21 protein-coding genes are annotated in these 26,231 nt (G+C 61.6%); 13 read left to right on the top strand and 8 right to left on the bottom strand.

The window, feature by feature from the left end:
- Entirely contained in the window at nucleotides 1-972 is a 972-nt protein-coding gene (gene gmd, locus ABIE16_RS27635; protein WP_057713902.1) for a GDP-mannose 4,6-dehydratase, read from the bottom strand.
- Nucleotides 969-1,883 (bottom strand): GDP-mannose 4,6-dehydratase, encoded by a 915-nt coding sequence (locus ABIE16_RS27630; RefSeq protein ID WP_429522354.1) that lies wholly within the window; start codon nucleotides 1,881-1,883, stop codon nucleotides 969-971. The genes gmd and ABIE16_RS27630 overlap by 4 nt, the downstream gene beginning before the upstream one ends.
- Before the next feature lie 423 nt (nucleotides 1,884-2,306).
- Between ABIE16_RS27630 and ABIE16_RS27625 the strand changes: the two genes are divergently transcribed.
- The 5 genes from ABIE16_RS27625 to ABIE16_RS27605 are packed head-to-tail and all read left to right on the top strand — an operon-like array spanning nucleotide 2,307 to nucleotide 8,098.
- Nucleotides 2,307-3,956: a glycosyltransferase gene (locus ABIE16_RS27625; protein WP_429522353.1), complete on the top strand. Its 1,650-nt coding sequence runs from the start codon at nucleotides 2,307-2,309 to the stop codon at nucleotides 3,954-3,956.
- The gene (locus ABIE16_RS27620; protein WP_429522352.1) at nucleotides 3,950-5,254 is read left to right on the top strand and encodes a glycosyltransferase; all 1,305 of its coding nucleotides are present in this window, start codon (nucleotides 3,950-3,952) and stop codon (nucleotides 5,252-5,254) included. The genes ABIE16_RS27625 and ABIE16_RS27620 overlap by 7 nt, the downstream gene beginning before the upstream one ends.
- Nucleotides 5,251-6,117 carry a class I SAM-dependent methyltransferase gene (locus ABIE16_RS27615; RefSeq protein ID WP_429522351.1) on the top strand — a complete coding sequence of 289 codons (867 nt, stop codon included), beginning with the start codon at nucleotides 5,251-5,253 and terminating at the stop codon, nucleotides 6,115-6,117. Before ABIE16_RS27620 ends, ABIE16_RS27615 begins: the two co-directional genes overlap by 4 nt.
- Nucleotides 6,114-7,271 (top strand): acyltransferase family protein, encoded by a 1,158-nt coding sequence (locus ABIE16_RS27610; protein WP_429522350.1) that lies wholly within the window; start codon nucleotides 6,114-6,116, stop codon nucleotides 7,269-7,271. The genes ABIE16_RS27615 and ABIE16_RS27610 overlap by 4 nt, the downstream gene beginning before the upstream one ends.
- Complete coding sequence (locus tag ABIE16_RS27605) at nucleotides 7,265-8,098, top strand: class I SAM-dependent methyltransferase (RefSeq protein ID WP_057713908.1); 834 nt, start codon at nucleotides 7,265-7,267, stop codon at nucleotides 8,096-8,098. The genes ABIE16_RS27610 and ABIE16_RS27605 overlap by 7 nt, the downstream gene beginning before the upstream one ends.
- Before the next feature lie 74 nt (nucleotides 8,099-8,172).
- Here the strand turns inward: ABIE16_RS27605 and ABIE16_RS27600 are convergent, their stop codons facing one another.
- The 5 genes from ABIE16_RS27600 to ABIE16_RS27580 all read right to left on the bottom strand — a co-directional run bounded on the left by ABIE16_RS27600 (nucleotide 8,173) and on the right by ABIE16_RS27580 (nucleotide 13,397).
- Complete coding sequence (locus ABIE16_RS27600; protein WP_223504465.1) at nucleotides 8,173-8,961, bottom strand: SDR family oxidoreductase; 789 nt, start codon at nucleotides 8,959-8,961, stop codon at nucleotides 8,173-8,175.
- A gap of 46 nt (nucleotides 8,962-9,007) precedes the next feature.
- Nucleotides 9,008-10,555, bottom strand: coding sequence for an amino acid ABC transporter permease/ATP-binding protein (locus tag ABIE16_RS27595; RefSeq protein WP_429522349.1), 1,548 nt, complete (start codon nucleotides 10,553-10,555; stop codon nucleotides 9,008-9,010).
- A 64-nt stretch (nucleotides 10,556-10,619) separates the two neighbouring features.
- Nucleotides 10,620-11,414: an ABC transporter substrate-binding protein gene (locus ABIE16_RS27590; RefSeq protein WP_057713911.1), complete on the bottom strand. Its 795-nt coding sequence runs from the start codon at nucleotides 11,412-11,414 to the stop codon at nucleotides 10,620-10,622.
- Nucleotides 11,415-11,460: 46 nt separating this feature from the next.
- On the bottom strand, nucleotides 11,461-12,531 hold the full coding sequence (locus ABIE16_RS27585) for an isopenicillin N synthase family dioxygenase (RefSeq protein WP_150814935.1): 1,071 nt from the start codon (nucleotides 12,529-12,531) through the stop codon (nucleotides 11,461-11,463).
- 14 nt (nucleotides 12,532-12,545) lie between these two features.
- A complete protein-coding gene (locus tag ABIE16_RS27580) occupies nucleotides 12,546-13,397 on the bottom strand; it encodes a sugar phosphate isomerase/epimerase family protein (RefSeq protein ID WP_154908859.1) in 852 nt (283 codons plus the stop codon).
- Nucleotides 13,398-13,958: 561 nt separating this feature from the next.
- On the opposite strand from ABIE16_RS27580, the gene ABIE16_RS27575 reads away from it, so the two are divergent.
- The 8 genes from ABIE16_RS27575 to ABIE16_RS27540 all read left to right on the top strand — a co-directional run bounded on the left by ABIE16_RS27575 (nucleotide 13,959) and on the right by ABIE16_RS27540 (nucleotide 24,602).
- A complete protein-coding gene (locus ABIE16_RS27575) occupies nucleotides 13,959-15,269 on the top strand; it encodes an MFS transporter (RefSeq protein ID WP_057713914.1) in 1,311 nt (436 codons plus the stop codon).
- 25 nt (nucleotides 15,270-15,294) lie between these two features.
- Nucleotides 15,295-16,524, top strand: coding sequence for a Zn-dependent hydrolase (locus tag ABIE16_RS27570; protein ID WP_429522348.1), 1,230 nt, complete (start codon nucleotides 15,295-15,297; stop codon nucleotides 16,522-16,524).
- 153 nt (nucleotides 16,525-16,677) lie between these two features.
- Nucleotides 16,678-17,703, top strand: coding sequence for a histone deacetylase family protein (locus tag ABIE16_RS27565; protein WP_429522347.1), 1,026 nt, complete (start codon nucleotides 16,678-16,680; stop codon nucleotides 17,701-17,703).
- Nucleotides 17,704-17,924: 221 nt separating this feature from the next.
- Nucleotides 17,925-19,829 (top strand): sigma-54-dependent Fis family transcriptional regulator, encoded by a 1,905-nt coding sequence (locus ABIE16_RS27560; protein ID WP_429522346.1) that lies wholly within the window; start codon nucleotides 17,925-17,927, stop codon nucleotides 19,827-19,829.
- Nucleotides 19,829-21,547 carry an ABC transporter ATP-binding protein gene (locus tag ABIE16_RS27555; RefSeq protein WP_429522345.1) on the top strand — a complete coding sequence of 573 codons (1,719 nt, stop codon included), beginning with the start codon at nucleotides 19,829-19,831 and terminating at the stop codon, nucleotides 21,545-21,547. The genes ABIE16_RS27560 and ABIE16_RS27555 overlap by 1 nt, the downstream gene beginning before the upstream one ends.
- Nucleotides 21,537-22,214, top strand: a complete 678-nt coding sequence (gene qhpE / locus ABIE16_RS27550) for a subtilisin-like serine protease QhpE (protein ID WP_154861497.1) — start codon at nucleotides 21,537-21,539, stop codon at nucleotides 22,212-22,214. Before ABIE16_RS27555 ends, qhpE begins: the two co-directional genes overlap by 11 nt.
- Nucleotides 22,211-23,509, top strand: a complete 1,299-nt coding sequence (gene qhpG / locus ABIE16_RS27545; RefSeq protein ID WP_429522344.1) for a flavin-dependent monooxygenase QhpG — start codon at nucleotides 22,211-22,213, stop codon at nucleotides 23,507-23,509. Before qhpE ends, qhpG begins: the two co-directional genes overlap by 4 nt.
- 94 nt (nucleotides 23,510-23,603) lie before the next feature.
- A complete protein-coding gene (locus ABIE16_RS27540; RefSeq protein ID WP_429522343.1) occupies nucleotides 23,604-24,602 on the top strand; it encodes an acyltransferase family protein in 999 nt (332 codons plus the stop codon).
- Nucleotides 24,603-24,705: 103 nt separating this feature from the next.
- On the opposite strand, the gene ABIE16_RS27535 is transcribed toward ABIE16_RS27540, so the two are convergent.
- Nucleotides 24,706-26,196: an aldehyde dehydrogenase family protein gene (locus tag ABIE16_RS27535; RefSeq protein ID WP_057713922.1), complete on the bottom strand. Its 1,491-nt coding sequence runs from the start codon at nucleotides 26,194-26,196 to the stop codon at nucleotides 24,706-24,708.
- Nucleotides 26,197-26,231: the final 35 nt, after the last annotated feature.

Below are 26,231 nucleotides of genomic sequence, written 5' to 3'. Positions count from 1 at the left end.
CTACTCCTTGGCGACGCGTTTCATGTCCGCATCCATCATCATGCGGATCAAGGTATCCAGGTCGGTTTTTGGTTTCCAACCCAGCACACGCTGGGCCTTGGCCGGGTTGCCGAGCAGCACTTCGACTTCGGCCGGGCGGAAGAACGCCGGGTCGATCTTCACGAAGTCGCGGTAGTTCAGGCCCACGTGATCGAAGGCGATCCGGCACATCTCGCGCACGGTGGTGGTGACGCCGGTGGCCACCACGAAGTCATCGGGCTTGTCCTGTTGCAGCATCAGCCACATGGCTTCGACGTAGTCCCCGGCAAAGCCCCAGTCGCGCTTGGCGTCGATGTTGCCCAGGCACAGTTCCTGCTGCTTGCCCTGCTTGATGCGGGCGGCGGCGTCGGTGACTTTGCGCGTCACGAACTCGATGCCGCGCAACGGTGATTCATGGTTGAACAGAATGCCGCTGCTGGCGTGCAGGTTGAAGCTTTCGCGGTAGTTCACGGTGATCCAGTGGCCGTACAGCTTGGCCACGCCATAAGGGCTGCGCGGATAGAAGGGGGTGTTCTCGTCCTGCTGCTCGGCCTGGATCAGGCCGAACATTTCGCTGGTGGACGCCTGGTAGAAACGCGTGTGCGGGCTGAACTGACGGATCGCTTCGAGCAGGTGGGTAACGCCCAGGCCGTCGACGATGCCGGTGGTCACCGGTTGATCCCAGGAAGCCGCGACAAAGCTTTGTGCGGCAAGGTTGTAGATCTCGTCCGGCGCCGATTTGATCACCGCGCGCTGCACTGAACAGGCATCGGCCATGTCGCCGTCCAGGTAGACGATGTCCGCCTCGACCCCCATCTCGCGCAGGCGCCAGCGCGAGTCGCTGCTGCGACGCGCCACCAGGCCGTGGACTTTGTAGCCCTTGTCGAGCAACAGTTTCGCCAGATAAGCGCCATCCTGGCCGGTGATACCTGTGATCAATGCACTTTTAGTCATTCTTGTCGTACTCGCTTCTCCCAGTCGGACAGGATCGCCCGCAGGGATTGTTGTGTTGTGATTTCAGGCTTCCAATCGGTGGTTTGGGTCAGCCTGGCAGGGCTGCCACACACACGTCGCTGATCCGCGCGGCGAAGTCGCGCAGGGTCCTGGACCAGTTGCAGATCGACCTGGGCAAGATCTGCCAGTTGTTCGATCAAACTGCGAATGCTCTGCTCGCGCCCCGAGCAAATGTTGTAGACCTGCCCCGGCGTACCTTTTTCCAGCAATGCCAGGTAGGCCGAGACCACGTCCCCGACATCGAGGAAATCGCGCGTGACGTCGATGTCCCCGACCTCCAGTTGTGGCCCTTGCAGTCCTTGCTTGATCCGGCAGATCTGACGTGCGGCGCTGGCGATGACGAAGCTGTCTTTCTGCCCGGTACCGATGTGGTTGAACGGGCGGGCGACCAGTACGGGCCAGCCTTCGCTCAGGCCCCATTGCAAACTCAGGAACTCCGCCGACAGTTTGCTGACGGCATAGGGATTGCGCGGGCAGGGTGGTTGCAATTCAGTGATGGGCAGATGCTCTTCAGCGACCTGGCCATAGACATCGCCGGAGCTGACGTACAGGAACGTGCCGCTGAAGCCGCGCGCCTTGAGGGCCTGCAGCAGGTTCAGGGTGCCCAGCAGATTGATATTCAGGGTACCGGTCGGATCACGAAAAGCCTCCGGGACGAACGTCTGGCCGGCCAGGTGGATCACCGCATCGGGCATGACCGGCCACAAGCCTTCGAGGCTGTCCGGCGCGGCAAGATCGTAGCGGCCGGGAACAGGCAGCAGTTCCCATTCCGAGGCGTCAGCCTGCAAACGCGATTGGATGTGTTGTCCTACGAATCCAGTCAGACCCGTGACAAACAGACGTTTTTTCAACAGCGACCCCCGGTCATACATTTCATCCATTTCCTACTGGCTTAATGGAAGGGTCTCACGAATCAACAGGATCGCTCGTAAGACAGATGAAATGTTTTGTTGTAGTTGTTTGGTAGCCAATCTGTGCCATTTGCTCGGCAATTTCAACAGGTCCAACCGTGACTGATCAGTTCTCGTCTGCGTAGCCTGATTTATTCTCGTCGGGCGGTTCACGAATCCTCAACGGATGTGGTTAGAATGCCCCTCGTCACGATTACCCGGGGTTCGGCAGCGTCGCTTCGAAACTGCGAGAAACTGACCACTAAAACAAGAACGAAGACGGGCAGGAAGACGATGGACGAGCGCCAGTAAACACGGACTCGAACCGTATCCTCCCCGTCATAGCGTGAGGCTGCCGGGATGGCGGTGTCACCGTGGGATGCCATGAATTTTATTCTTTACTCCGACGTCAACGACAGCTCCATCAGCCAGAGTCTCGGCCGTCCCGAGTACAGTTACTACTTCGTGCTCAAGGCGTATCGACCGCTCTTTGAAAGCCTCGGGCCGGTGCATGTGGTGTCATCGGCCGCCGAGGTCGATCCGCTGTATCGGCAGTTGCAGCAGGCCGGTCAGGACTGCCTGTTCATTTCGTTCGCGCCACCGCACAAGACCCCCACCGACTTGCAATGCCCGATGGTGTGCGTGGTCGCCTGGGAGTTCGATACCATTCCCGCCGAGCACTGGGACAACGATCCGCGTCAGGACTGGAGCCAGACACTGGCACGTCTGGGGCGAGTGATCACCTTGTCCACCCACACCGCCGAAGCCATCCGCCGGACCCTGGGCGATGACTTCCCGGTGCTGGTGCTGCCGACGCCTTTGTGGGAACGCTTCGCCGACATCCGCCAGCAATATCCCGGTACGCCGGTGAACGCGGGTGCCACGTTGCAGATCAAGGGTTGCATCCTGGACAGCCGCTCGATGGGGTTGTCCGCCGATGGTTTGATCGCGCCGATCATCGAGCAACCGCCGCAGGAAATCGCCGAGCCCGAGTCCGAGCCGGAACCCGAACCCGAACCCGAACCCGAGCCTGAACCTGAACCTGAACCTCCGGTGCCGCCGTTGACCCTGCGTCGACGCCTCTTCATAACCAGACATTACCTGCTGTTGTGGTATCGCGAAGCCGTTCGCGATCTGGTGCCGGATGCGGTTCGCCCATGGCTGGCCAGATTTCGGACACCTCAAGTGTTGCCGGTTGAACACGCAGTCAGCGAAGCGCCCGTGGCGGATGAACCTGTCATCAGCGAGGCGCCCGCGCCGGATGAGCCGGCAATCAGCAAAGCTTCCGTGCAGGACGAACATCCGCAGGCGGCTTACCCCGACACCAGCGAAACGGTGGAAATCGAGGTCGATGGCGTCATCTACGTGAGCGTGTTCAACCCCGATGATGGTCGCAAGAACTGGCATCACCTGATCACGGCGTTCTGCTGGGCGTTGCGTGATGTGCAAGACGCCACGCTCGTGTTGAAGATGACCCAGAACGACCTGTCGACCTATTACGTCGAGCTCATGACCTTGCTGTCCCAGCTCTCGCCCTTCGCCTGTCGCGTGGTGGTCATGCACGGTTATCTGCAGGACGAGCAGTTCGCCCGGCTTTATGGCGCGGCGAGTTACTACGTCAACGCTTCACGTTGCGAAGGCTTGTGCCTGCCGCTGATGGAGTTCATGTCCTGCGCCCGGCCTGTCATCGCCCCGAACCACACGGCGATGCGCGACTACATCGACGAGCGTGTGGCTTTCATCGTCAAGTCCAGCCAGGAGCCGACGATCTGGCCGGAAGACGCGCGCATCCTGTACCGCACATTGCGCCACCGTCCGGACTGGGGGTCGTTGAAAACGGCTTATGAGAACAGCTACGCGATGGCAAAAAATCAGCCGGACGCCTGGCAGGCCATGGCGGACGCGGCCAGCGAACGCATGCACCAGTACTGCAGCTTCGCGCCGGTGCAGCAGCGGCTGGCGCTGTTCTTCAAACAGGAACCTGCCCGTGACGTCGTGCCGGTGGTTGCCGAAACGGGGGCTGCATCGTGCTGATCATCATTCATTCGGAAACCAACAAGAGCAACATCCAGCAGAATCTTGGGCGGCCCGAGTACAGCTATTACTTCGTCCTCAAGGAATTCCGCCCGGTGCTCGAACGGCTGGGGCAGGTGATCGAGGTCAGCAACCCGGACGAGCTGGTCGATCGGTTGTATTTCGATTGCCTGAGCCGGGGCGAAGACTGCGTGTTCCTGTCCTTCTCCCCGCCGCATCGCACGCCGGTCCACTACGCGTGCCCGACGATTCCGGTGTTCGCCTGGGAGTTCAGCACCATTCCCACCGAGAGCTGGCAGGGCGAACCACGGCATGACTGGCGGACGGTGTTGGGTTCCTGCGGGACGGCGATCACCCACTCCAGTTTTACCGTGAATGCCGTACGCGATGTGATGGGCCCCGATTACCCGATCAGTGCTATCGCAGCACCTGTCTGGGACCGTTTTGCCGCCCGTGGCGAGCTTCTGGACAAGCGTCCGGTCGTGGGCCCCACGCGCCTGAACCTGCGCGGGCTGTTGATCGACAGTCGTACCACGGACTTGCGCCCCTACGGCCCCGAACGTTTGCGCGAAGGCACGCCGATCGCCTTCGACCAACCGCCGCGCGATTGTGAGCTGGTGCTCGAGGGCGTGGTCTACACCTCGGTATTCAATCCCTACGACGGACGCAAGAACTGGAAGGACATGATCAGTGCATTTTGCACTGCCTTTCGCGACACGCCCGACGCGACCCTGGTGCTCAAGCTCACGCACCATGACATCGCCAACGCTTTGAACGACATGCTGCACCACGTCTACAAGAATCAGTCCTACCAGTGCCGCATTGTGCTGATCCACGGCTTTCTGTCCGACATCGACTACGAGCGCCTGGTCGAGGCCACCAGTTACGTCGTCAACTGCTCCTACGGCGAAGGGCAATGCCTGCCGTTGATGGAGTTCATGTCCTGCGGCAAGCCGGCCATTGCGCCGCTGAACACCGCCATGGCCGACTACATCGACCGTGACAACGCGTTCATCGTCGAAGGCACCGACGAACTGACATCCTGGCCCCACGATCCTCGCGCAGCGTATCGTACCCTGCGTTACGTCACGGATTGGGACTCACTGTGTACGGCATTTTCCGCCAGCCATGACGTCGCCAGGCAGGACGTCGAGCGCTATCAGCGAATGTCGGCCCATGCCGTGCGCAGCCTTCAGGGGTTCTGCAGCCAGGCCGTTGCCGAACAGCGCCTGAAGGCGGTGTTCGAGCAGTTGCTGCAACGGCGTGAAGCAAACTGCGCACAAGCGTCGGGCACATGATTCGGCGCCTGCTTGCGAAGTTGCGGCCCGCACCGGTAGCGGTCGCCCCTCCAGAAACGCGGGTCTCGCCCAGGGACATCGGTTTGTACGATGCCCTGCTCGACGGCTGGTTTCTCGGCGACAGCGGTGAATTGCTCAAGGGGTTTGCCATCACCGCCGACGACACCTTGCTGGATGTTGGCTGCGGTGAAGGCGTGGCGACTTTGTTCGCGGTCCGCCAGGGCGCTTCGGTGATTTTCACCGACAGTGAACACGACAAGGTCCGCGAGCTTGCCCGACAAGTGGCGGCGCAATCAGACAAGCCGAGCCTGGGGCTGGTCAGCAACAGTTTGCCGCTGCCATTGGCCGAGGGCTGCGCCAGCAAAGTCGTGTGCATGGAAGTACTGGAACACATCGATCAGCCAGAACCCTTCATGGCCGAACTGGTGCGCATGGGTCGCCCCGGCGCGCTGTACCTGCTGAGCGTACCGTCCCCGGTAGGCGAACATTTGCAGAAAGGCATCGCTCCGGCCAGCTATTTCCAATCGCCCAATCACGTACAGATTTTCAGCCCCGAGCGATTCGCCGCGCTGGTGGAAGACGCGGGCCTGGTCATCGAGCATCGCCAGGCGTCCGGTTTTTTCTGGGTCATGGGCATGATTTTTTTCTGGGCCAGCGAACGGGCTGCCGGGCGTGAATTGGGTGGCGCGGTTCGCGACCGGATTCAGGCGCCGTATCCGCCGCTGATGGAGAGCTGGGCGAAAACCTGGCAGGACTTGCTGGCCCAGCCCGACGGGTTGGCGATCAAGCAGATGCTGGATCAGTTCATGCCCAAGAGCCAGGTGATCATTGCTCGCAAACCTCATGTCCAGGAGGACGCATGAGCAACGAAAAACGGATCATGGACATCGAGTTGCTGCGCGGCATTGCGGTGCTCGGCGTGCTGTTTCATCACCTGCAGGACAGCCTGTTCGCGGCGACCGTGCCGTTGTTGCAAGCCATCACGCTGTACGGTCAGCCGTGGTGGGGCGTGGATCTGTTTTTCGCGATCTCGGGCTTCGTCATTGCCCGCAGCCTGATCCCGGCCTTGCGCCGTTGCACAACGCGTCAGGAATATTGGCAACAGACGCGTAATTTCTGGTTGAGACGGGCCTTTCGATTGCTCCCTTCAGCCTGGTTATGGCTGGCGCTGATGTTGCTGGCGTGCCTTTTTCTCAACCGCTCCGGCGCGTTCGGCACCCTGCACGCGAACATTCAGGCGACCCTGGCCGGCATCGCCCAATACGCCAATTTCCGCTTTGCCGACAGTTTTTATCACTACGAGTACGGCACCAGCTTCGTGTACTGGAGCCTGTCGCTGGAAGAGCAGTTCTACCTGCTGTTTCCGTTGATGATCGTGCTGTTTCGCAAGCACCTGGTGTGGGCGTTACTGGCGCTGGTTGCGGTGCAATTGTTCACCTTGCGTACACCGATCCTGATGGTAGTGCGCACCGATGCGCTGGCCCTTGGCGTGCTGTTGGCGATGTGGAGTACACAACCGTCGTACCTGCGCTGGGAGCCAAAATTCTTGCGTCGTCCATGGGCGGGCGTTGCCGCATTGATCGCGCTGTCGTTGCTGCTCAGCTTCCTGGCAACGGATCGTTTCACCTTCACCTCTTACCGGATCGGCGTGATTGCGGTGCTGTGCGCGCTGCTGGTCTGGATCGCTTCTTACAACCGCGATTACCTGTTGCCGCGCGGCGTGTTCAAAAACCTGATGACGTGGGTCGGCAGCCGTTCCTACGGGATTTACTTGATCCATATCCCGGCCTATTTGCTGGTTCGTGAATTCATTTTCCGTTTGCAGGCTGCCGGGCTGCCCAGTCCGGCTGGCCATCCGATCTTGATGTTGCTGATGGCTGGCGGCCTGATCGTGCTGCTGAGCGAACTCAACTATCGCGTCATCGAAATGCCCATGCGCAATCGCGGCGCCTCGCTGGTCAAACGCCTGGGCACTTCCCGAACAGCCGTCACATCCTCTGGAGCCACCTCATGCTGAGCCTTTTGAAGAAACTCACGGCGGGCACGCCCGCGCCTGTGCAGCCAGAGACCCCGCCCGCGGCGCCAGTGGCGGAGAAAGTCGACCCTTACATGCTCGGCCTGCACGATGCGATGCTCAGCGGCTGGTTCAATCAGCAGACCGGAGAACTGTTCAGCGGATTCCCGGTGACCCCCGAGGACACGCTGCTGGATGTTGGCTGCGGCGACGGTGGCAACGTGCATTTCTGCGGGATGCGCGGGGCGAAGATCATCATCGCCGATATCGACGCGGCCAAGGTTGAAGCGACCCGCCTGCGCCTGAGCGATACACCGGCCCGCGACGTCGAATGCCATGTCACCGACTGCAACCCGCTACCGATTGCCGATGCGACCGCCACGCGGGTGGTGTCGACCGAGGTCATCGAACACGTGGACGATCCGGCGCAGTTCCTCGCTGAACTGGTACGCGTCGGCAAACCGGGCGCGTTGTATCTGCTGAGCGTCCCGCACCCCAGCTCCGAGGACTTGCAAAAAGATATCGCGGCGGCCGAGTATTTTCAGAAGCCCAACCACATCCGCATCATCAGCGAAGAGCAGTTCAAGGCCATGGTCAGCGATGCCGGCCTGGAAGTGATCAGCCACAGCCAGTACGGGTTCTACTGGTCGATGTGGATGCTGTTGTTCTGGGAAGCCAAGGTCGATTTCAGCAACCCGGACCATCCGTTGCTCAACCACTGGGCGGATACCTGGCAGGCGATCCTGGCTTCGCCACGGGGCGCACAGATCAAGCAGGCGCTGGATGCCGTGGTGGCGAAAAGTCAGGTGATCATTGCGCGTAAACCCTGATCAGCAATACTCACCCGGGCGAGGCCACGAACTCCAGCCTGATTGCCCAGGTATACCTGCATAACCCTAGCCCATTATTGGCTGGAGCGAACGGCCCCTCCATCGATCAACAGGTTCTGCCCGGTCAGGTAGCCCGCATGGTTGCTGCAAACGAAGGCACACAGCGCACCGAACTCTTCGGGTGAGCCGAAGCGTTTGGCAGGAATTTCGCTACGGCATTGGCCAAGGAATTCCTCGCTGTCCTGCCCCGTCTCCTGGGCAGCAGCGACCAGGTTGTCACGCAGTCGATCGGTGTCGAATGAGCCTGGTTGCAGGTTGTTGATCGTCACATTGCGACTGGCGATGTTTTCTTGCCGGGCAAGCCCTGCGATAAAACCTGTCAGACCACTGCGCGCGCCATTGGACAGGCCCAGGCTTTCGATAGGGGACTTCACGGCACTCGACGTGATGTTGATGATTCGACCAAATCCACGTGCCGCCATACCGTCTACCGTTGCCTTGATCAACTCGATAGGCGTCAGCATGTTGGCATCCAGCGCCTTGAGCCAGGCGTCGCGATTCCATTCGCGAAAATCCCCGGGGGGAGGGCCTCCAGCGTTGTTGATCAAGATATCGAAATGCTCATGGGCCATGAGCGCTGCCGCCCGACCCTCGGCCGTCGAAATGTCTCCGGCTACGGCGATGACCGTCACTTCAGGATTTAGCGCTCTGAGCTCACGGGCTGTTTCATTGAGCGTGTGCTCGCCGCGTGCGGTGATCACCACGTTCACGCCTTCATGGACGAGTGCCTGCGCGCAGGCTTTGCCCAGACCTTTGCTGGCGGCGCATACCAGCGCCCAGCGTCCTGCTATTCCCAGATTCATGTGCGTTTTCCTGAAATAAGAATGCTCAAAGAAAGTGGTTGCCTATTCATGCATGATCCACCGTTGCAGACCGGCTTGGCGATCGAGCACTGATGCCCATGAAGCGCCGCACTCGTTCTCCTTCGGCATCGCATCGTATGGTTTCAGGTGCGGCATCCAGTTGGATATTACCGTTCTCCATGAATACGACCCGGTCGGATATCGACATGGCAAAGTCCATTTCGTGGGTCACGATCAGCATGGTCATGCCCTCTTTGGCCAGGTCGCGGATCACGTTCAGCACGTCGTTGACCAGTTCCGGGTCGAGGGCCGAGGTCGGCTCGTCGAACAGCATGATCTGCGGTTCCATCGCCAGGGCTCGAGCGATCGCCACACGCTGTTGCTGCCCACCGGAGAGCTGGTGCGGGTACTTGTGGGCATGGGCCAGCAGGCCGACCTTGTCCAGTAGCGCATAGGCACGATGTTCGCTCAGCTCGCCCGGCTGGCCATGGTAACGGGGCGCCAGGGTGACGTTGTCGAGAATGGTGCGGTGCGGGAACAGGTTGAAGTTCTGGAACACCATGCCGATGTGCCGCACGCCTTTGCGCAGGCGGGTGCTGTTGGGTTTGTCCGACGCTTCGATGAATTTTTCGCCGAACAACAGAATGTCGCCGGTATCGATGGTTTCCAGGCCGTTGACGGTGCGAATCAGCGACGTCTTGCCGGAGCCGGATGGCCCGATGACCGAGACCACCTGGCCGTATTCGACATTCAGGTCGATACCCAGCAGCACCTTGTGGGTGCCATAGCTTTTCTGGATGTTCTTCAGTTGCAGGATGGGCGTCGCATTGTTGCCTGCCGCTTTGCGCGCAGTGTCGGGCAACGCTTCGGCGCTGGCCCTGAAGTTGGCTATGGCGGCCGCGTCGAGTGTGTGAGGCTTGCGGAAGTTCAGGTCCAGGTAGCGCTCCAGGCGCTGCAGGAAAAAACCGAACACGGTGACGATCAACACGTAATAGACGCCTACTGCCGCCAGGGTTTCCATGACCAGAAAGTTGGTGGCATAGAGGCGTTGGCCGACCGTGAGGATTTCGGTCAGGGAGATGACCGAGACCAGCGATGTCAGCTTGACCACCGTGATGTATTCATTGATCAGCGTGGGCAGCGAAATACGGAATGCCTGGGGGATCACGATCAAGCGTTGCATGCCGAACAGGCCGACACCCAGGGCGCGCCCGGCTTCCTTCTGGCCTTTGGCCACGGAGATCAGGCCACCACGATGGATTTCCGCCATGTACGCCGCTTCGGTGACCACCAGGGCCAGCAGGCCCGAGTAGAAGGGGTTGGACAGAATCGGTCCGCTACCGGGAAACAATTGCGGCAGGTTGTAGACGAAGACCACCAGCACCAGTAACGGAATGCTGCGGAAGAACCAGATGTAGACCGCTGCGGGAATGCGCAGCAAGGGCGTGTGGGACAGCTTGGCCGTGGCCAGGACAAAACCCAGCAGCATGCCGATGAACCAGGCCAGGGCGCTGAGCTGGACCACCGTTACGCAGGCCTTCCAGAAGTCCGGCAGGGAGAACAGGGACAGGAAATATGACCAATCGAATTGCATGGGGCACCTCGATCTGCCGCCCCGGTGCAGGGGAGGCAGATGACCAGACTACAAGGACAGGTTCTTAATTGGCAGTCGGTTCTTCCAAGCCATATTTCTGGAGAATTGCGGCGTATTCACCGCTCTTTTTGCTCTCCTCGAAGGCCTTTTGCACGGCCTGGAAGGTTTCGTCGTTACCTTTTTTGACGAAGATGCCCAGGGTTTGCTGATAAATCGGATGCTCGGTGGTGATCACTACCCGGCCGTTGGTCTTTTCCGCGATCATTTTTGCCGCGCCGGCGATTTCAACCTGGGCCTGAATGTTCCTGGACAACAAGGCCTGGGTCACTTCGGGGGCCGAAGGGTACTCGCTGACGGTGATGGCGCCTTTGTTGTTCGGCACGCAGTAGTCGTCGGAGAGCTTCTTGAATTCCTTGACCCAGGTGGTGCCCTGTTCCAGGCCCAGTTTCAGGCCGCACAGGTCTTCAGGCTTCTTCGCATTGATCTCGCTGCCCTTGGGCACCATGACCGCGGCACCGGTGTTGGCGTAGGCGATGGTCTGGGCCTGAGTCTGACGCTCAGGCGTGATGTACATGCCGGAAATGACTGCGTCGTACTTGCCGGAGTTCAAGCCCAGGATCAGGCTCGGGAACTTGGTGTCGACGAACTCCACCTTGGCGTTCATGTGCTTGGCCAGTGCCGTGGCCAGTTCGGGGTCCGAACCCACCACGTTTTTGTCCTTGTCATAGGACTCAAAGGGAGGGTAGGTGATCTCCATGCCGACCTTGAACGTGTCTGCCGCGGCCATGCTCACCGAGGCACCGAACATACCGGCTGCCAACACAGCCAGGCTCAAAAGGTTCTTCTTATTGTTTTTCATGATGTACTGACTCCGGCGTAGGTAGGGGGTTAGCTGAAAACTTCAATCAGGACGGTTGAGCCTGATTTTTCAAATGTCCGAAACTGGCGGGCTTGCGTGCCTTGCCTGGCAGTTGAACTTCCCCGTTGGCCACCCTCTGGCGCAGATACTGATAGGTCTGCAGCGCCTGGCCATACATGTGTTCGCCGATGGTGATTTCTTCGTAGTCGTTGCCTGCCTGTGCGAACCCGGGCAGTGGTTTGATCTGGGTGTGATAGTCGCAGGCATAAAACAGCGGAAAGGAATAACGCTCCTCCTTCACGCTGCGCACCCGGTGCGCGGTGGCTACGAATGCGCCTGCGGTCATCACTTCCAGCATGTCGCCGATGTTGACCACAAAGGCATCGGCAATCGGTGGTGCATCGATCCATTGGCCAAGGTTGTTCATCACCTCAAGGCCTGGTTTGTCGGCCAAAAGGATGGTGAAACACTCGTAATCAGTATGGGCTCCAAGACCCGGTGCGTCATGGGCGGCACCGTCGAAGGGGTAGTGGATGAGGCGCAGCTTGGACGGCGGACGGGTGACCAGGCTGTCGAAGTAGTTTTCTTCCAGGCCCAGGGTCAGGGCGAAGCCGCCGAACAGGCGCCGGCCCAAGGCGAAGATGGCTTCATAGTAGGCCTGCACCGACGCCTTGAAACCTTGCAGCTGCGGCCAGTCATTGGGCCCCAGCAATGGCGTGTTGGTCAGCACCAGCGGGTCATCGGCCGGGACTTCGAAGCCGACGTCAAAGGCTTCCTTGTGGTCCGGCTTGCCCTTGGAATAGACCTCTTCGCCTTCGGGCACAAATCCCTTGTGGGTTTGGGAGGTGCCGATGTAGTGCTGCATCTTGGTGTCGAAGGGCTGGTCGAAAAAGTCCTTGGCCGCCTGGCGCAGGTTGGCGATCAGTTGCGGGTCGATACCGTGATCAGTGATGTAGAGGAACCCGACCTCGCTGGCGGCGCGCCCCAATTGTTCGGCCACGGCCAGGCGGTGTTCCAGTTCAACGCTGAACAGACCGGCGATATTGACCACCGGGATGCTGTTGAAGTTGGCTTTGTGTGTGTCAGTGCTGGCGCTGTTGTTTTTATTGTCAGGCATGACGCATCGGCTCCCTAAGGATGGCTTGAGTGGCTGAAACGGTCGAAGTGTTCGCGCTCGGTCTGGCCCATCCACACGTTCAACGACCACAGGTCGGCGACCGGGACATTGGTGAAGGGCAAATGATGCAGGTAGCCGTCGGCGCCGAATTCCGGGGTCAGGGTGCTGACCTGGTAACCGCGGGCTTGCTGCGAGCGCCAGATGCTTTCCCAGTGCTGCTGGTGGAAGGCCAGTTCCCTTGCATATTCGGGGGCCGCCGGGTGCGGAACCTGCGGGCCCTGGTCGTAACCGACCCGGGCCTGGATATGGTGAACCCGCTCGATGAAAGCGCTCAGGTCATCGGCCGGGTCATTCAACAGGCGTTCGCAGGTCACGACCCAGTGGCTGATGTCACTGGTGAACAACAGATCGGGCAGTTGCCGGATCAACTCCAGGGTCACCCAGGGGTTGAACAGCGAACGCGAACGGTGGGTTTCGAAACTGCAGACCTGGCCGTGCTTGCGCGCCAGATCCAGCGCCTGGCCGAAAAACTCCACTTGCTGTGGCAAGGACCAGCGGTCATTGCCCGCCAGCACGTTGACGAAGCGTGGGCCGAGTTCAGCGGCCCAGGCGAGTTTCTGGTCGAGGTCATTGAGGTGAATGGCGGGGGACGCCGACTGGTCCGGCAGCACGTCATACGCGGTGAAGACTGTGCTGATATAGCCCAGGCGATTGGCCTGGAGAAAGGCGCCAAACTCGGTCCGTTCACGGGCGTCCAGTGGCAGGCGTGCTTCCATGCCATCAAAGCCCGCTTGCAGCAACTCCTCGAGTGCCTGAGCCTTGCTGGCGGTGTAACCCCACAGCGTGCGAAAAATTTCCAGCTTCATCGGTGATCCTCAAAAATCCCAAGGCCTACTGCAAATGCACTTCGACGGAGCCAGACTGCCAAGAGGCTGGTTCGCTGTGGAGTCGATGTTAGGCACAGGCCGCGCACTGAAAGAATCTGAAAGTTCAAATGAATACTTCAGACTTTCATTAACAAATAGCTTGCTACTTATAGCGCTGGCCGGAAGGGGTTTTCTGGGCGAGAACCTGTCTACGTTGGCTATTAGCGAGAGATGCCATTGTTGCGGCATCATTTTGAAGAGTCCTAAGCGACCCCAGGCCGATAAGGGTTCGCTTTTGATCGATTGCTGCCTGTCGAGAAGAGCCGCGACCTGTAACTGACATTGCAGACCCACGTTTACATTCTGCTCAACGCCTGTGCGTTGCACACCGCGTTCGACTGTCGCTCTCAATTATAAGCTTAAGTAATACTTCGAATAATAAATAGAAAATTGACTAATCATGGTCCCGGAACGAAAAATCATCCCCAGACCGGCGCCGCCAGAGCGCCGCGGATTTGCCGTTTCTCTCCTGCCAGAAAAATAACCAAAGGAGCCCGACCCATGAAGCCTCAAGCTTCGTCCCAGCCGCGCCGTGCGGCCGCCGCTGCCTTCATTGGCACCATGATCGAGTGGTACGACTTTTATATCTACGCCACCGCCGCCGCGCTGGTATTCGGTGCGCTGTTCTTCCCCTCGGACGACAAGCTGTTCAGCACCATGGCCGCTTTCGGCACCTTCGCCGTGGGTTTCTTTGCGCGGCCGTTGGGCGGGATTGTCTTCGGTCATATCGGTGACCGCATCGGCCGCAAGAAGTCGCTGATCATCACCTTGTTGATGATGGGCGTGGTCACGGTGTGCATCGGCTTGCTGCCGACTTACGCGCAAATCGGCGCCGCTGCCCCGGTGCTGCTGATTCTGTTGCGCATCGTCCAGGGCATTGCCGTGGGTGGCGAGTGGGGCGGGGCGGTGTTGATGGCCGGCGAGCATGCGCCGAAAGGCCGGCGCAATTTCTTCGCCTCGTTTGCGCAACTGGGCAGCCCGGCGGGTTTGATCCTGTCGCTGCTGGCCTTCAGCGCCGTCACCCGTCTGCCGGAAGAAGACCTGATGAGCTGGGGCTGGCGCCTGCCGTTCCTCGCCAGTTCGCTGTTGCTGCTGGTGGGCCTGGCGATTCGCCTGGGGGTCAATGAGTCGCCGGAGTTTCTTGCCAGCCGCGAATTGGCGAGCAAAAACAAACGCAAGGAGCAGGCGCCGGTCATGGAAGTGCTGCGCACCGCGTGGCGTCCATTGTTGCTGTGCATCGGCGCCAACACCCTGGGGATCGCCGGGGTGTATTTCACCAACACCTTCATGATCGCCTATACCACTCAGCAACTGGAACTGCCGCGCTCGCTGATCCTTGAGTGTCTGTTTGTCGTCGCGATCATCCAGTTCTGCATCCAACCGCTGGCGGCCTGGGTCGCCGAGAAGATTGGCGCCACCCGCTTCCTGTGCCTGGTGTCGCTGCTGGCGATGGCTTCGCCGTACCCGATGTTCGTGCTGGTCAGTTCGGCCCAGGCGCCGCTGATCATCCTCGGCATTGCGTTGGCGGTGGTGTGCATGGCGTCGTTCTACGCGGTGATCGCCGGCTACGTCAGCGGCATGTTCGAGACCCGTGTGCGCTACACCGCGATCTCTCTGGCGTACCAGATTTGCGGCGCTGTGGCCGGTGGCCTGACGCCACTGATCGGCACGCTGCTGGCACACAGGTTCGTCGGCCAGTGGTGGCCGATGGCGGTGTTCTACAGCCTGATCGCCGCGACTTCGCTGCTGTGTGTGCTGTCCCTTGCCCGTCGGCATGCCAGCGCTGAACGCCTGGAACTGGCCAAGGCCTGACCCCTGAATTTTCCTGGAGAAACACATGTTGAAGATCAATGGCGAACGCCTCTGGGCGAGTCTGATGGCGATGGCCGAAATCGGCGCCACCGCCCGTGGCGGCAGCTGCCGCCTGGCCCTGAGCGACGAGGACAAGGCCGGTCGGGAACTCTTTGCCCACTGGTGCCGCGAAGCCGGCATGACCCTGAGCGTGGATGCCATCGGCAACCTGTTTGCCCGCCGCGCCGGCACCGATCCTGATGCCGCGCCGGTGATGATGGGCAGCCACCTCGACACCCAGCCCGAAGGCGGGCGTTTCGACGGCGTGTACGGCGTGCTCGCCGGCCTGGAAGTGGTGCGCTGCCTGAACGATCTGGGCATCCAGACCCGCAAGCCGCTGGAAGTGGCGGTGTGGACCAACGAAGAAGGCGCACGCTTCACCCCGGCCATGTTCGGCTCGGCGGTGTTCACCGGGATCATGGATCTGGACGCTGCGCTGGCGGTGCGCGATATCGATGGGATCAGCGTCGCCGAGGCGCTGCAACGTACCGGTTATGCCGGCGAGCGCCCGTTCGGCGGCGCGGTGGATGCGTACTTTGAAGCCCACATCGAGCAAGGGCCGATCCTCGAAGACAACGCCAAGAGCATCGGCGTCGTCAGTGGCGGCCAGGCGATTCGCTGGCTCGACGTACGGGTCGAAGGCATGGCGGCCCACGCCGGCACCACGCCTATGCCGCTGCGCAAGGACGCCTTGTACGGCGTGGCGCAGATGATCCAGGCCATCGAAGGCCTGGCGGCGGACTTCGCCCCCGAAGGCCTGACCACGGTCGGTGAATTGAGCATCAACAAATCGTCGCGCAACACCATTCCGGGGCTGGTGAACTTCACCGTCGACCTGCGTCATCACCGTGATGAAACCATCGAGACCATGGAACAACAGGTCCGTGCGCGGCTTCAGGCGATTGCCGACGCTCGCGGTTTGAAACTGGCGATCACCCCGCACTGGATCAGCCCGGCGACGCCGTTCGACGTGGGCTGCGTGGCGGCGGTGCAACAGGCCGTGGACGCCCTGGGCTACGCTCAGCAATCGATTGTCAGCGGCGCCGGACATGATGCGATCCACCTGGCGCGGTACTGCCCGACAGCGATGGTGTTCATCCCGTGCGTGGGCGGCCTGAGCCATAACGAAGCGGAAGATGTGCTGCCCGAGGATGTGCGCCAGGGCACCGATGTGTTGCTCAATGCCGTGTTGGCCCGCGCAGTAATCGTTGAATAAACACAATTCCCATGTGGGAGCGGGCTTGCTCGCGAAGGCGTCGTGTCAAACAACATTGATGTCGACTGACCCCCCCTCTTCGCGAGCAAGCCCGCTCCCACATTTGGGCGTGCTCGATTCCAGGATCTACGTTAACTGACAGGTATTCACTCCATGCGCAGTTTTTTCCATCCCGAACAATTGCTCCACCATCCACGCAGCTACTATTCCCGTGGCCAGATGCGTACGCCGCAGGAAGTGCCGGAGCGTGCGCAGCGCCTGGTGCAGGCGTCTCACGCGTTGGGTTTTACCGTTGAACAACCGGCCGATGCCGGTCTCGCTCCGCTGCTGGCGGTGCATGGGGCACCGTACCTGGCGTTCCTGCAGGAAGCCCATCAGCGCTGGAAAGAGATTCCCGAGGATTGGGGCGACGAGGTGATGTCGAACATCTTTGTCCGCGAACCCAATGCCCTGCGCGGAATTCTCGCGCAAGCGGCGCGCTATCTGGCCGATGGCAGTTGCCCGGTGGGCGAGCAGACCTGGCGTTCGGCCTACTGGTCGGCGCAAAGCGCCATCGCCGGTGCCCGGGCTTTGCTCGATGGCGAGCCGGCAGCCTATGCCCTGTGCCGGCCACCGGGTCACCACGCCCGGGCCGAAGCGGCGGGTGGTTTCTGTTATGTGAACAACGCGGCGGTGGCGGCGCAGGTATTGCGCGCCGGTTTTTCGCGGGTAGCGGTGCTGGATACCGACATGCACCACGGCCAGGGTATTCAGGAGATTTTCTACGACCGCGATGACGTGCTCTACGTGTCGGTGCACGGCGATCCGACCAACTTCTATCCGGGCGTCGCAGGTTTTGCCGAAGAGCGTGGTGTCGGTGCAGGCGAGGGTTTCAACCTCAACCTGCCGATGGCCCATGGCGCCAGCGAGGCGGTTTTTCTCGGGCAATTGGAAGTAGCGCTGAAGGCGGTGAAGGACTTCGGCGCCGAGGTGCTGGTGCTGTCCCTGGGCTTCGATATTTTCGAGCTGGACCCGCAAAGCAAAGTAGCGGTGACCCGCGAAGGGTTTGCCGTGCTCGGTGAGCGCATTCGCAGCCTCGGGTTGCCGTGCCTGATTGTGCAGGAGGGCGGGTATCACCTGGAGAGCCTGGAGGATAATGCCCGGGCGTTTTTTGTGAATGCCGAGGTGTGGCAGCTCTGAGTTGTGGCGAGGGGGCTTGCCCCCGTAGGGCTGCGCAGCAGCCCCAAAACTAGCGACCTTGTATTCCCGCAAATACGACGTTCGTCGGTTTACGACTGCTGCGCAGCCGAACGGGGGCAAGCCCCCTCGCCACAGGACTTGCCATAGCCCTGACGTTAACGTAAAGATTGCTCCAGGGCGCCGACGTATGAAGGCGCAGGGTGGATGACCCGGAGCGCTTGATGACGCCAATAAAAACAAACTCCCCCAAACTGCATCGCGAAGCCCGGCTGGCTCGGGAAAAGTTGCACCTGGAAGGCGAAGTGCCGGATGGCGTCCTGCGTGCGGAAATCGATGCCTCGTGGCGACGCAGTCTCAGCCATGGCGTGCATTTCAATGCCAAGCATGAGCTGGCGCTGGAATCGAGTGCCAGCCTCGACGTGTTGCTGTCCAGCAACCGCTTGTTGATCGACGCTGCGTTGCCGGCCATCGATTACCTGGCCGAGCGTCAGGGCAAGGAAGGGCTGATCATCCTCGCCAACTCCGACGCCACCATCCTCGCCGTCGAAGGCCGCGCCGACCGTCTCAAGGGCAGCGGCCTGCAGGACATCACCCTCGGCACCTGCTGGAGCGAAGCGGTTCGCGGCACCAACGCCCTGGGCACGGCACTGGTGGAAGCCCGGCCGACCCTGATCGATTGCGGCGAACATTACCTGGATCGCCTCAGTGATTTTTCCTGCACTTCGGTGCCGATCCATTGCCCCCAGGGCGACATTCTTGGCGTCCTTGACCTGACCCGCGAAGGCCCGCTCGGCCGCGCCCACGACAGCACTGCGCTGCTGGCCATGGCGGTCAGCCAGATCGAAAGCCGGGTGTTCAACGCCAGTTATCCGGACGAAATCGTCCTGGCCTTCCACAGCCGTCGGCAATATCTGGAATCCCCGTGGCAAGGCCTGCTGGCCGTGAGCCTCGGCGGGCAGATCCTGGCGGTCAGCGCCCAGGCCTGCCAGTTGCTCCACGCCGAGCGCTCGGCCCTGATCGGTCGGCACTGCGAAGAGTTTCTCGGAGTCGACGGCCTGCAATTGTTGGCGCGTCTGCATCAGGGTGGAGCCGGCAGCCTGCAAACCGCCAAGGGTGAATTCTTCTACAAGACCCTGCGCGCGCCGCAGCGCTCGATCAACGTCAGCAGCCCGCCGCGCACTGTCGCGAAACCGGCCAAGGCGCAACCGGACCTGGAAGCGCTCGCCGGCAGCAATACCCGCTACGCCCGTGCCTTGCGCATGGCCCGTCAAGGCCTGGCCAATGAACTGCCGGTCTTGTTGCTGGGCGAAACCGGCACCGGTAAAGAGGTGATCGCCCGTGCCCTGCACATGGCCGGAGCGCGCTGCGACAAACCCTTCGTGGCGGTGAACTGCGCGGCCATTCCCGAAGGCCTGATCGAGTCCGAACTGTTCGGCTATCGTGAAGGCGCGTTCACCGGTTCACGCCGGGGCGGCATGGTCGGGCGTTTGCAGCAGGCCCATGGCGGCACCTTGTTCCTCGATGAAATCGGCGATATGCCTTTGGCTTTGCAGGCCCGGTTGTTGCGGGTGCTGCAGGATCGCAAGGTCGCGCCCCTGGGTGCAGGCGAAGAGCAGGACATGGACGTCGCGCTGATCTGCGCCACCCACCGCGACCTCAAGCGTCTGGTGGAAGAAAAACACTTTCGCGAGGACCTGTTCTACCGGGTCAATGGCATCAGCGTGATGCTTCCGGCCCTGCGCGAGCGCGAAGATTTCGGCGCGCTCGTCACTCGCATGCTGACGACATTGGGCGCACCCGCCGTGGTCCTGCACGATGATCTCGATCGCTTGCTCAACGGTTATCAGTGGCCGGGCAACATCCGCCAATTGGAGATGGTCCTGCGCACCGCGCTGGCCATGCGCGAACCGGGCGAAACCGTGCTGACCCTCGACCACTTGCCCGACAGCATGCTCGACGAGTTGACCACCAGCGAACGGCCCCAGGCCGGCAGCATCCGGGAAAACGAACTGGAGCTGATCCGTCAGTCCCTGGACACGCATCAGGGCAATGTCTCGGCCGCCGCCGACGCTCTGGGCATCAGTCGCGCGACGCTTTATCGCAAGCTCAAACAGTTGCGTTCGTGATGCAGCGCCTGATCGTTCGTCTGATCGACAGCCAGAACCCCGAGGCTCTGCAAGCGGCATTGCGTTGGCTGTACAGCTTCGTGCGACCCCATCGCCTGGCGATTGCCGGGCTGCTGGGTTTGTCGGTCTGCGCCTCGGCGCTGGTGCTGGTGCAGCCGTGGCTGACCAAACTGCTGATCGACGATGGCCTGTTGGCGCGCAATTTCCCGATGCTGGTCATGATCGCCGGGCTGATGATCGTCGCCGGGTTGCTGGGCACGGCGCTGTCGGGCATCAACCGCTACCTGCACACGCGACTGTCCGGGCGCATGCTGTTTGCCCTGCGCGATGACCTGTACCGGCATTTGCAAACCCTGTCGCCGAGCTTTTACGGCCAGCGGCGCATCGGCGACCTGATGTCGCGCCTCGATGGCGATGTCGCGGAAATCCAGCGGTTCGCCGTGGACTCGCTGTTCTCGGCGGTGTCCAGCGTGATCGGCCTGGTGGTCGCGGTAGCGATGCTGCTGACCTTGTCCTGGAAACTGTCGCTGCTGGCGCTTGTGCTGATTCCCCTCGACGTCCTCTGGCTGCGCTGGATGCGGCGCAAGGTGGAGCGCGATGTGCGGCAGTTGCGCGAGCGTTCGGCGGACATGTCGTCGTTCATGGTCGAGACGTTGCCGGTGATGAAGTTCATCCAGTCCGCCGGCCAGCAACAGCGCGAAGCGCGGCGCCTCGAGACGCTGGGGCAGGGCTACATGAGCCAGTTGCTGCGCCTGCAAGTCACCGAGTTTTTCACCCAGGCCGTGCCCGGTACCCTGACCTCGCTGTCCCGCGCCTGCGCATTTCTGATCGGCGGTTACTGGGTGGTGCAGGGCACCTGGCAGCTCGGCGCCCTGATTGCCTTTTCTACCTACCTGGGGATGGCCGTGGGGCCGGTGCAGAGCCTGCTCGGGCTCTACGTCGCGATCCAGCGGATGACCGTCAGCCTCGGCCGGGTCATGGAATTGCGCGGCGAACAACCGACCGTGTTGACGCCCGCCACGCCAAGGGCAATGCCCACTGGCGGCGATCTCTGGTTCGACAACGTGCACTTCGCTCATCCCGGCCGCCAATCGACCCTGCGCGGCATCGAGGCGCGGATTCCCTACGGTATGAAAGTGGCCCTCAGCGGCGGCTCGGGCGTGGGCAAGTCCACCCTGATCGACCTGCTGCAACGTCATCACGATCCGCAATCGGGACGGGTACTGCTGGGCGACGTCGATCTGCGCGAGCTGGATCTGTTCCAGTTGCGTCGGCGCATCGCCATTGTCAGCCAGGACATCGTGCTGTTTCGCGGCAGCCTCGCCGACAACCTGGCCTACGCGGCACCGGACGCCAGCCGCGAGGCGATTGCCGACGTGGCGCGACTGGCGCAACTCGACAGCCTGATCGAGTCCTTGCCCGAAGGTCTCGACAGTCCCTTGGGCGAGCGGGGCCAGCAGTTGTCCGGCGGGCAGAAACAACGCATCGCGATTGCCCGGGCACTGTTGCAGGACCCACTGATCCTGGTGCTCGATGAAGCCACGTCCGCAGTGGATGAAGCCACCGAACGCGAGGTCATCGACGCCATCGACCTCCTGTTTGCCGGACGTACGCGCATCCTGATCAGCCATCGCCCTTCAACCCTGGCCGACGCCGACCTGCGCTTCGAATTGCTCGACGGCGTACTGACCTCGAAAACGGTGCTGCATGAAACCTGAGTTGCGCATTGGTGTGGTGGACAGCGGTCACTCGGCGGCACAACGGGTGCAAGTGATCGCCGGTCGACGCTTTTCATTGCTCGAAGACGGCCTGGCCGAGGGCGACTTGCGCGAAGACCCGCTGGGGCATGGCAGTGCGGTGATCGAGGCCATCGGCCGGCGTGCACCCTCGGCGCTGTTTTGCGTGGCTCAGGTGTTCGACCAGCGGGGTGTCACCAGCGCCTTGCAGATCGCCACGGCGATTGACTGGCTGCTGACGCAGGACGTGCGACTGATCAATTTGAGCCTTGGCCTGCGCCAGGATCGCAGCCTGTTGCGCGCGGCCTGCGCGGCGGCGGTGGCGCAGGGCGTGCTGCTGTGTGCGTCGAGCCCGGCCCAAGGGGAAGGGGTGTTTCCGGCGAACTATCCGCAGGTGTTGCGGGTGACCGGCGATGCGCGGTGCGCCGAGCAGGAATGGTCGTGGCTCAACAGCGCCCAGGCGGATTTCGCCGCGTGTGTGCATGGCACCTACCCGGGGCAATCCGGGGCGAGCCTCGGTTGTGCCGCCTTGAGCGGACACATTGCCGGGTTCCTCGTCGAACAGCCTGGTGCCAGCAATGAGCAAGTCATCGAGTGGTTGCGCGAGCATGCCCGTTACCGTGGTCCTGAACGGCGTTTCGGGCCGTGAACGACATCGTCATTCTGGGCGCCGGCCCGGCGGGGGCCGCGGTCGCGCTGGGTTTGAGGCGGCTGGGCCATGGCGTCACGCTGATCAGCGAATGGCGCCGGTTTGCGGCGCTCGAAGGCGTGTCCGTGCGGGTTCTGGAAGCCTTGCGCAGCGCGGGTCTGCACCAGGCGTTGGCGGAGGCGACGCTGCCTTCTCAACGCCAGGTGAACTGGAATGGCCAGCAGCATGCGCAGAACATCGAATACTTGCTCGACCGTCCGCTGTTTGACCGAGGTCTGCGTGAGGATTTGCGCCTGGCGGGGGTCGAGTTGATCGAAGGCCGGGTGCTGACGGTTCAGTCATCGACCAATGGCCACCGAATCGAAATCGACGGCCGCGAACCGCTGCTGGCGCCGTTTCTCGTAGAGGCCCGTGGACGTCAGGCCCCCGCTATCGGCAAAGGCTTGCGTGGGCCCGAGACCGTCAGCTTGCTCAATCGCTGGCAGAGTTCGCCGGGCAGCACGGCCAGCGCCGTGGAAAGCCTTGAGGACGGTTGGGCGTGGATGGCGCGGCGCGCCGACGGCCAGTGTTACTGGCAATGGACGGTGGATGTGGCCAGTGCCGGGTTGCCGGGCAAGGCTATGTTGCTCGATTACTGTCGACAGCGGCGCCAGGGTTCGAAGTTGGCCGCCGCATTTTTTGCGGGCGAAGCGGAATCTGATCTGCAACTGCACGCCCGCAGCAGCACGGCGATTCTGAGCCCGCAGGTGTGTGGCGATAACTGGATTCGGGTCGGCGATGCGGCAATGGCGGTGGACCCATTGTCGGGCAACGGGATCTTTCAGTCCTTGTCTTCGGCGTTGCAGGCGCCCGCGGTGATCAACACGCTGCTGTGCAAACCCGAACGAGCGGCTCTGGCCCAGCGTTTCCACCAGCAGCGGGTGGGGCAGTTGTTTTTGCGGTTTGCGCGGATCGGCCGGGATTTTTATGCCGATGAGCAGCGCTGGCCGGACCAGCCGTTCTGGCAGGCACGACGGAGCTGGCCGGATGCCGAAGTGGCCCATGCCGAGGCGGATTTCAATGCGCTGAGGATTGAACGGGCGCCGGTGTTGCGTGATGGGCTGGTCGATGAAGCCGAGGTGGTGATCACGGTGGATCAACCGCTGGGTATCTGGCATGTGCATGGGGTTGAGGTGGCGGCGTTGGTGCAGAGGTTAAAGCAGGGAGAGCCGGCGGATCAGGTATTGGCCGGGCTGACGGTGGAGCAGGGGCGGATGGTTCGCAGCTGGTTGCTGGGCCAGGGTTTCAAACCCTGAATGAAGAACGTCCGAATACGGCGAAAAAGCCTGTTCTCCCAGCGCAAAGCATCGTAATTTACGCGCCATAACGACAAGGAATTTTGGGGTGTAAGTGGGAGCTTATCGTCTGCTATTGGCCGCTCTGGTGGCTGTTTCTCATATGGGCAAGACATTCATGGGGCTAAACCCCGGCGTGATTGCCGTGATTTCCTTCCTGATCATCAGCGGTTTCGTGATGACCTCGCTGATCGAACGCAACTACAAGGCGCCGGAGAAAGTCGGCCTGTTCTACCTGGACCGCGCCCTGCGGCTCTATCCTCAATTCCTGTTCTACTTCGTGGTTTCCTGTGCGGTGATCTATTTCCTGCTGCCCGGCACGCCTCAAGCCGCCGAGCTGACGCTGCGCAACATCGCCGCAAGCCTGGCTATCGTGCCACTCGGCTTCTACATGTTCGGCGCGGCGGGATCGTGGATCTTGCCGCCGGCCTGGTCTTTGGGGCTTGAGATGTGCTTCTACCTGATGATCCCTTTCCTGATCATCTATAGGGCGCGGGGCGTTGCGTTTGCTCTATCCGTCGTCGTCTTCATGGCCGCGTGCCTGGGTTTCATCAACACCGACCTGTACGGCTACCGTCTATTGCCGGGTGTGCTGTTCATGTTCCTGTGCGGCAGCTACCTGTACAAAGCGCAGCCGAAGGATTTGGCGATCGCTGCCGGCACCGCCGTGGTGGCGGCCCTGATGTTTGCGGCCATCATGGCGGGATGGATAGAGCGCCGACCGTTCAATGCCGAAGTGACCGCCGGCATAGCGCTGGGCGTGCCCGCCGTGTACCTGCTGACAAAGCTCAGGTTTCACCGGCTTGACGAGTTCCTCGGCAATATCAGCTACGGTGTGTTCCTGAATCACTATGTGGTGATGTACTTCCTGCACGCAGTCTGGTCGGTTGCCTACGATGGGGCCGTTGTTGCAACAGTGCTGGCCTTGTCGTTGCTGCTCAGCGGCGTTTCGTACTACTGCGTCGAACGGCCGGCCCTGAAGCTTCGTCACGCGCTTCGGGCTGGCGCAAAATATCGGGTGGGTCGCCCACTGGACCGCGAAACAGCGGCGTAGTGGCTGGGGGGGCGCCTTCGCGGGCAAGCCCGCTCCCACAGGGGAACGCATTCCAATGTGGGAGCGGGCTTGCTCGCGAAGGCGGCCTGAAGGACGCTACGAATCACAGCTTGATCAGCACCGACTTCAATTCGGTGTAATGCTCGATCGCCGCATACCCCATCTCACGCCCGACCCCGGACATCTTGTAGCCGCCGAACGGCAGCGCCGGGTCCAGGGCGCTGTGGCAGTTGACCCACACCGATCCTGACTTGATGCGCGGAATCATCCGGTGCACCGCCGCCAGGTCATTGGACCAGATGCTCGCGCCCAATCCATACGGACTGTCATTGGCCATGCGCAGGGCATCGGCTTCGTCATCGAACGGGATGGCCACCAGCACCGGGCCGAAGATTTCTTCCTGCACCAGTGAGTGCTTCTGATCGACGTCGACAATTACCGTTGGCTTGACGAAGAACCCAGGCCCGAACTGCTCGCCACCGCAGGCGATGGTCGCGCCGCTTTCCCGGCCCTTTTCGATGTACCCGTAGACGCGTTCCTGCTGGCGCGCCGAGATCAAGGGCCCCATGTCGACGCTCGGGTCCAGGCCGTTGCCGAGTTTCATGGCGTTGGCAATGTCGCTGATGTCCGCCACCACATTGTCGAAGTGCTTGCGCTGCACATACAGCCGCGAGCCTGCGCAGCAGACCTGGCCCTGGTTGAAGAAGATCGCACTGGCAGCCCCGGCCGCGGCGGTTTTCAGGTCGGCGTCGGCCATGACGATGGTCGGTGATTTACCGCCTAGCTCCAGGGTGACCCGGGTCATGGAATCCATGGCGATCTTGCCGATCTGCTTGCCGACGGCGGTGGAGCCGGTGAAGGTCAGCTTGTCCACCAGCGGGTTGTGGGTCAAGGCAGAACCTGCAGTGATGCCGGTGCCGGTGACCACGTTGAACACGCCTTCGGGATAACCGGCTTCCAGCACCAGTTCGGCAAGTTTAAGTGCGGTCAGCGGGGTTTCGTCGGCCGGCTTTAGCACCACGGTGCAGCCGGTGGCCAGGGCCGGGCCGAGTTTCCAGCAGGCCAGCAACAGCGGGAAGTTCCAGGCAACGATGGCACCGACCACGCCCACCGCTTCACGGCGGATGAAGCTGTGGAACTGGTCGTTGGGCATCAGCGGTGCCGACACGTCAACCGTAGAACCTTCGATCTTGGTCGCCCAACCGGCCATGTAGCGCAGGAAGTCGATGGCCAGTTGCACGTCCATCACCTGGGCCACCGCTGCGCTTTTACCGTTGTTCAGGCATTCCAGCTGCGCCAGCAGTTCGGCGTCGCGCTGCATCAGGTCGGCGAGTTTCCACAGCAGGTTCTGCCGCTCCCGGGGACGGGTGCGGGTCCAGGCCGAATCGTCGAACGCCTGGCGGGCGGCGAGCACCGCACGGTCGACATCTTCCGGTGTTGCCCGTGGCACCACGCACAGCACCTCACCAGTGGCCGGGTTGTGCAGGGGCATGGTCTGGCCGTCGGCGGCCTCGACCCAGTCACCGCCGATGAGCATGCGCGGGGCGCGCTGGATGAATGCCGAAGTGGCGGGAAGCAGGTTTGGGAGCGACATTGGCGAGGCCTCTTGTTGTTCGTGAGAACCGGGCT

The organism is Pseudomonas sp. 2725, assembly GCF_050434585.1.
Lineage (GTDB): Bacteria > Pseudomonadota > Gammaproteobacteria > Pseudomonadales > Pseudomonadaceae > Aquipseudomonas > Aquipseudomonas jessenii.
This window is presented reverse-complemented; position numbering and strand designations above follow the sequence as displayed.

Coding starts and splice junctions, on each gene's coding strand:
- ABIE16_RS27590 (WP_057713911.1), bottom strand. CDS start 11,414: ATGAAAAACAATAAGAAGAACCTTTTGAGCCTGGCTGTGTTGGCAGCC.
- ABIE16_RS27595 (WP_429522349.1), bottom strand. CDS start 10,555: ATGCAATTCGATTGGTCATATTTCCTGTCCCTGTTCTCCCTGCCGGAC.
- gmd (WP_057713902.1), bottom strand. CDS start 972: ATGACTAAAAGTGCATTGATCACAGGTATCACCGGCCAGGATGGCGCT.
- ABIE16_RS27580 (WP_154908859.1), bottom strand. CDS start 13,397: ATGAAGCTGGAAATTTTTCGCACGCTGTGGGGTTACACCGCCAGCAAG.
- ABIE16_RS27585 (WP_150814935.1), bottom strand. CDS start 12,531: ATGCCTGACAATAAAAACAACAGCGCCAGCACTGACACACACAAAGCC.
- ABIE16_RS27615 (WP_429522351.1), top strand. CDS start 5,251: ATGATTCGGCGCCTGCTTGCGAAGTTGCGGCCCGCACCGGTAGCGGTC.
- ABIE16_RS27610 (WP_429522350.1), top strand. CDS start 6,114: ATGAGCAACGAAAAACGGATCATGGACATCGAGTTGCTGCGCGGCATT.
- ABIE16_RS27565 (WP_429522347.1), top strand. CDS start 16,678: ATGCGCAGTTTTTTCCATCCCGAACAATTGCTCCACCATCCACGCAGC.
- ABIE16_RS27600 (WP_223504465.1), bottom strand. CDS start 8,961: ATGAATCTGGGAATAGCAGGACGCTGGGCGCTGGTATGCGCCGCCAGC.
- ABIE16_RS27570 (WP_429522348.1), top strand. CDS start 15,295: ATGTTGAAGATCAATGGCGAACGCCTCTGGGCGAGTCTGATGGCGATG.
- ABIE16_RS27575 (WP_057713914.1), top strand. CDS start 13,959: ATGAAGCCTCAAGCTTCGTCCCAGCCGCGCCGTGCGGCCGCCGCTGCC.
- ABIE16_RS27605 (WP_057713908.1), top strand. CDS start 7,265: ATGCTGAGCCTTTTGAAGAAACTCACGGCGGGCACGCCCGCGCCTGTG.
- ABIE16_RS27555 (WP_429522345.1), top strand. CDS start 19,829: ATGCAGCGCCTGATCGTTCGTCTGATCGACAGCCAGAACCCCGAGGCT.
- ABIE16_RS27625 (WP_429522353.1), top strand. CDS start 2,307: ATGAATTTTATTCTTTACTCCGACGTCAACGACAGCTCCATCAGCCAG.
- ABIE16_RS27535 (WP_057713922.1), bottom strand. CDS start 26,196: ATGTCGCTCCCAAACCTGCTTCCCGCCACTTCGGCATTCATCCAGCGC.
- ABIE16_RS27560 (WP_429522346.1), top strand. CDS start 17,925: ATGACGCCAATAAAAACAAACTCCCCCAAACTGCATCGCGAAGCCCGG.
- qhpE (WP_154861497.1), top strand. CDS start 21,537: ATGAAACCTGAGTTGCGCATTGGTGTGGTGGACAGCGGTCACTCGGCG.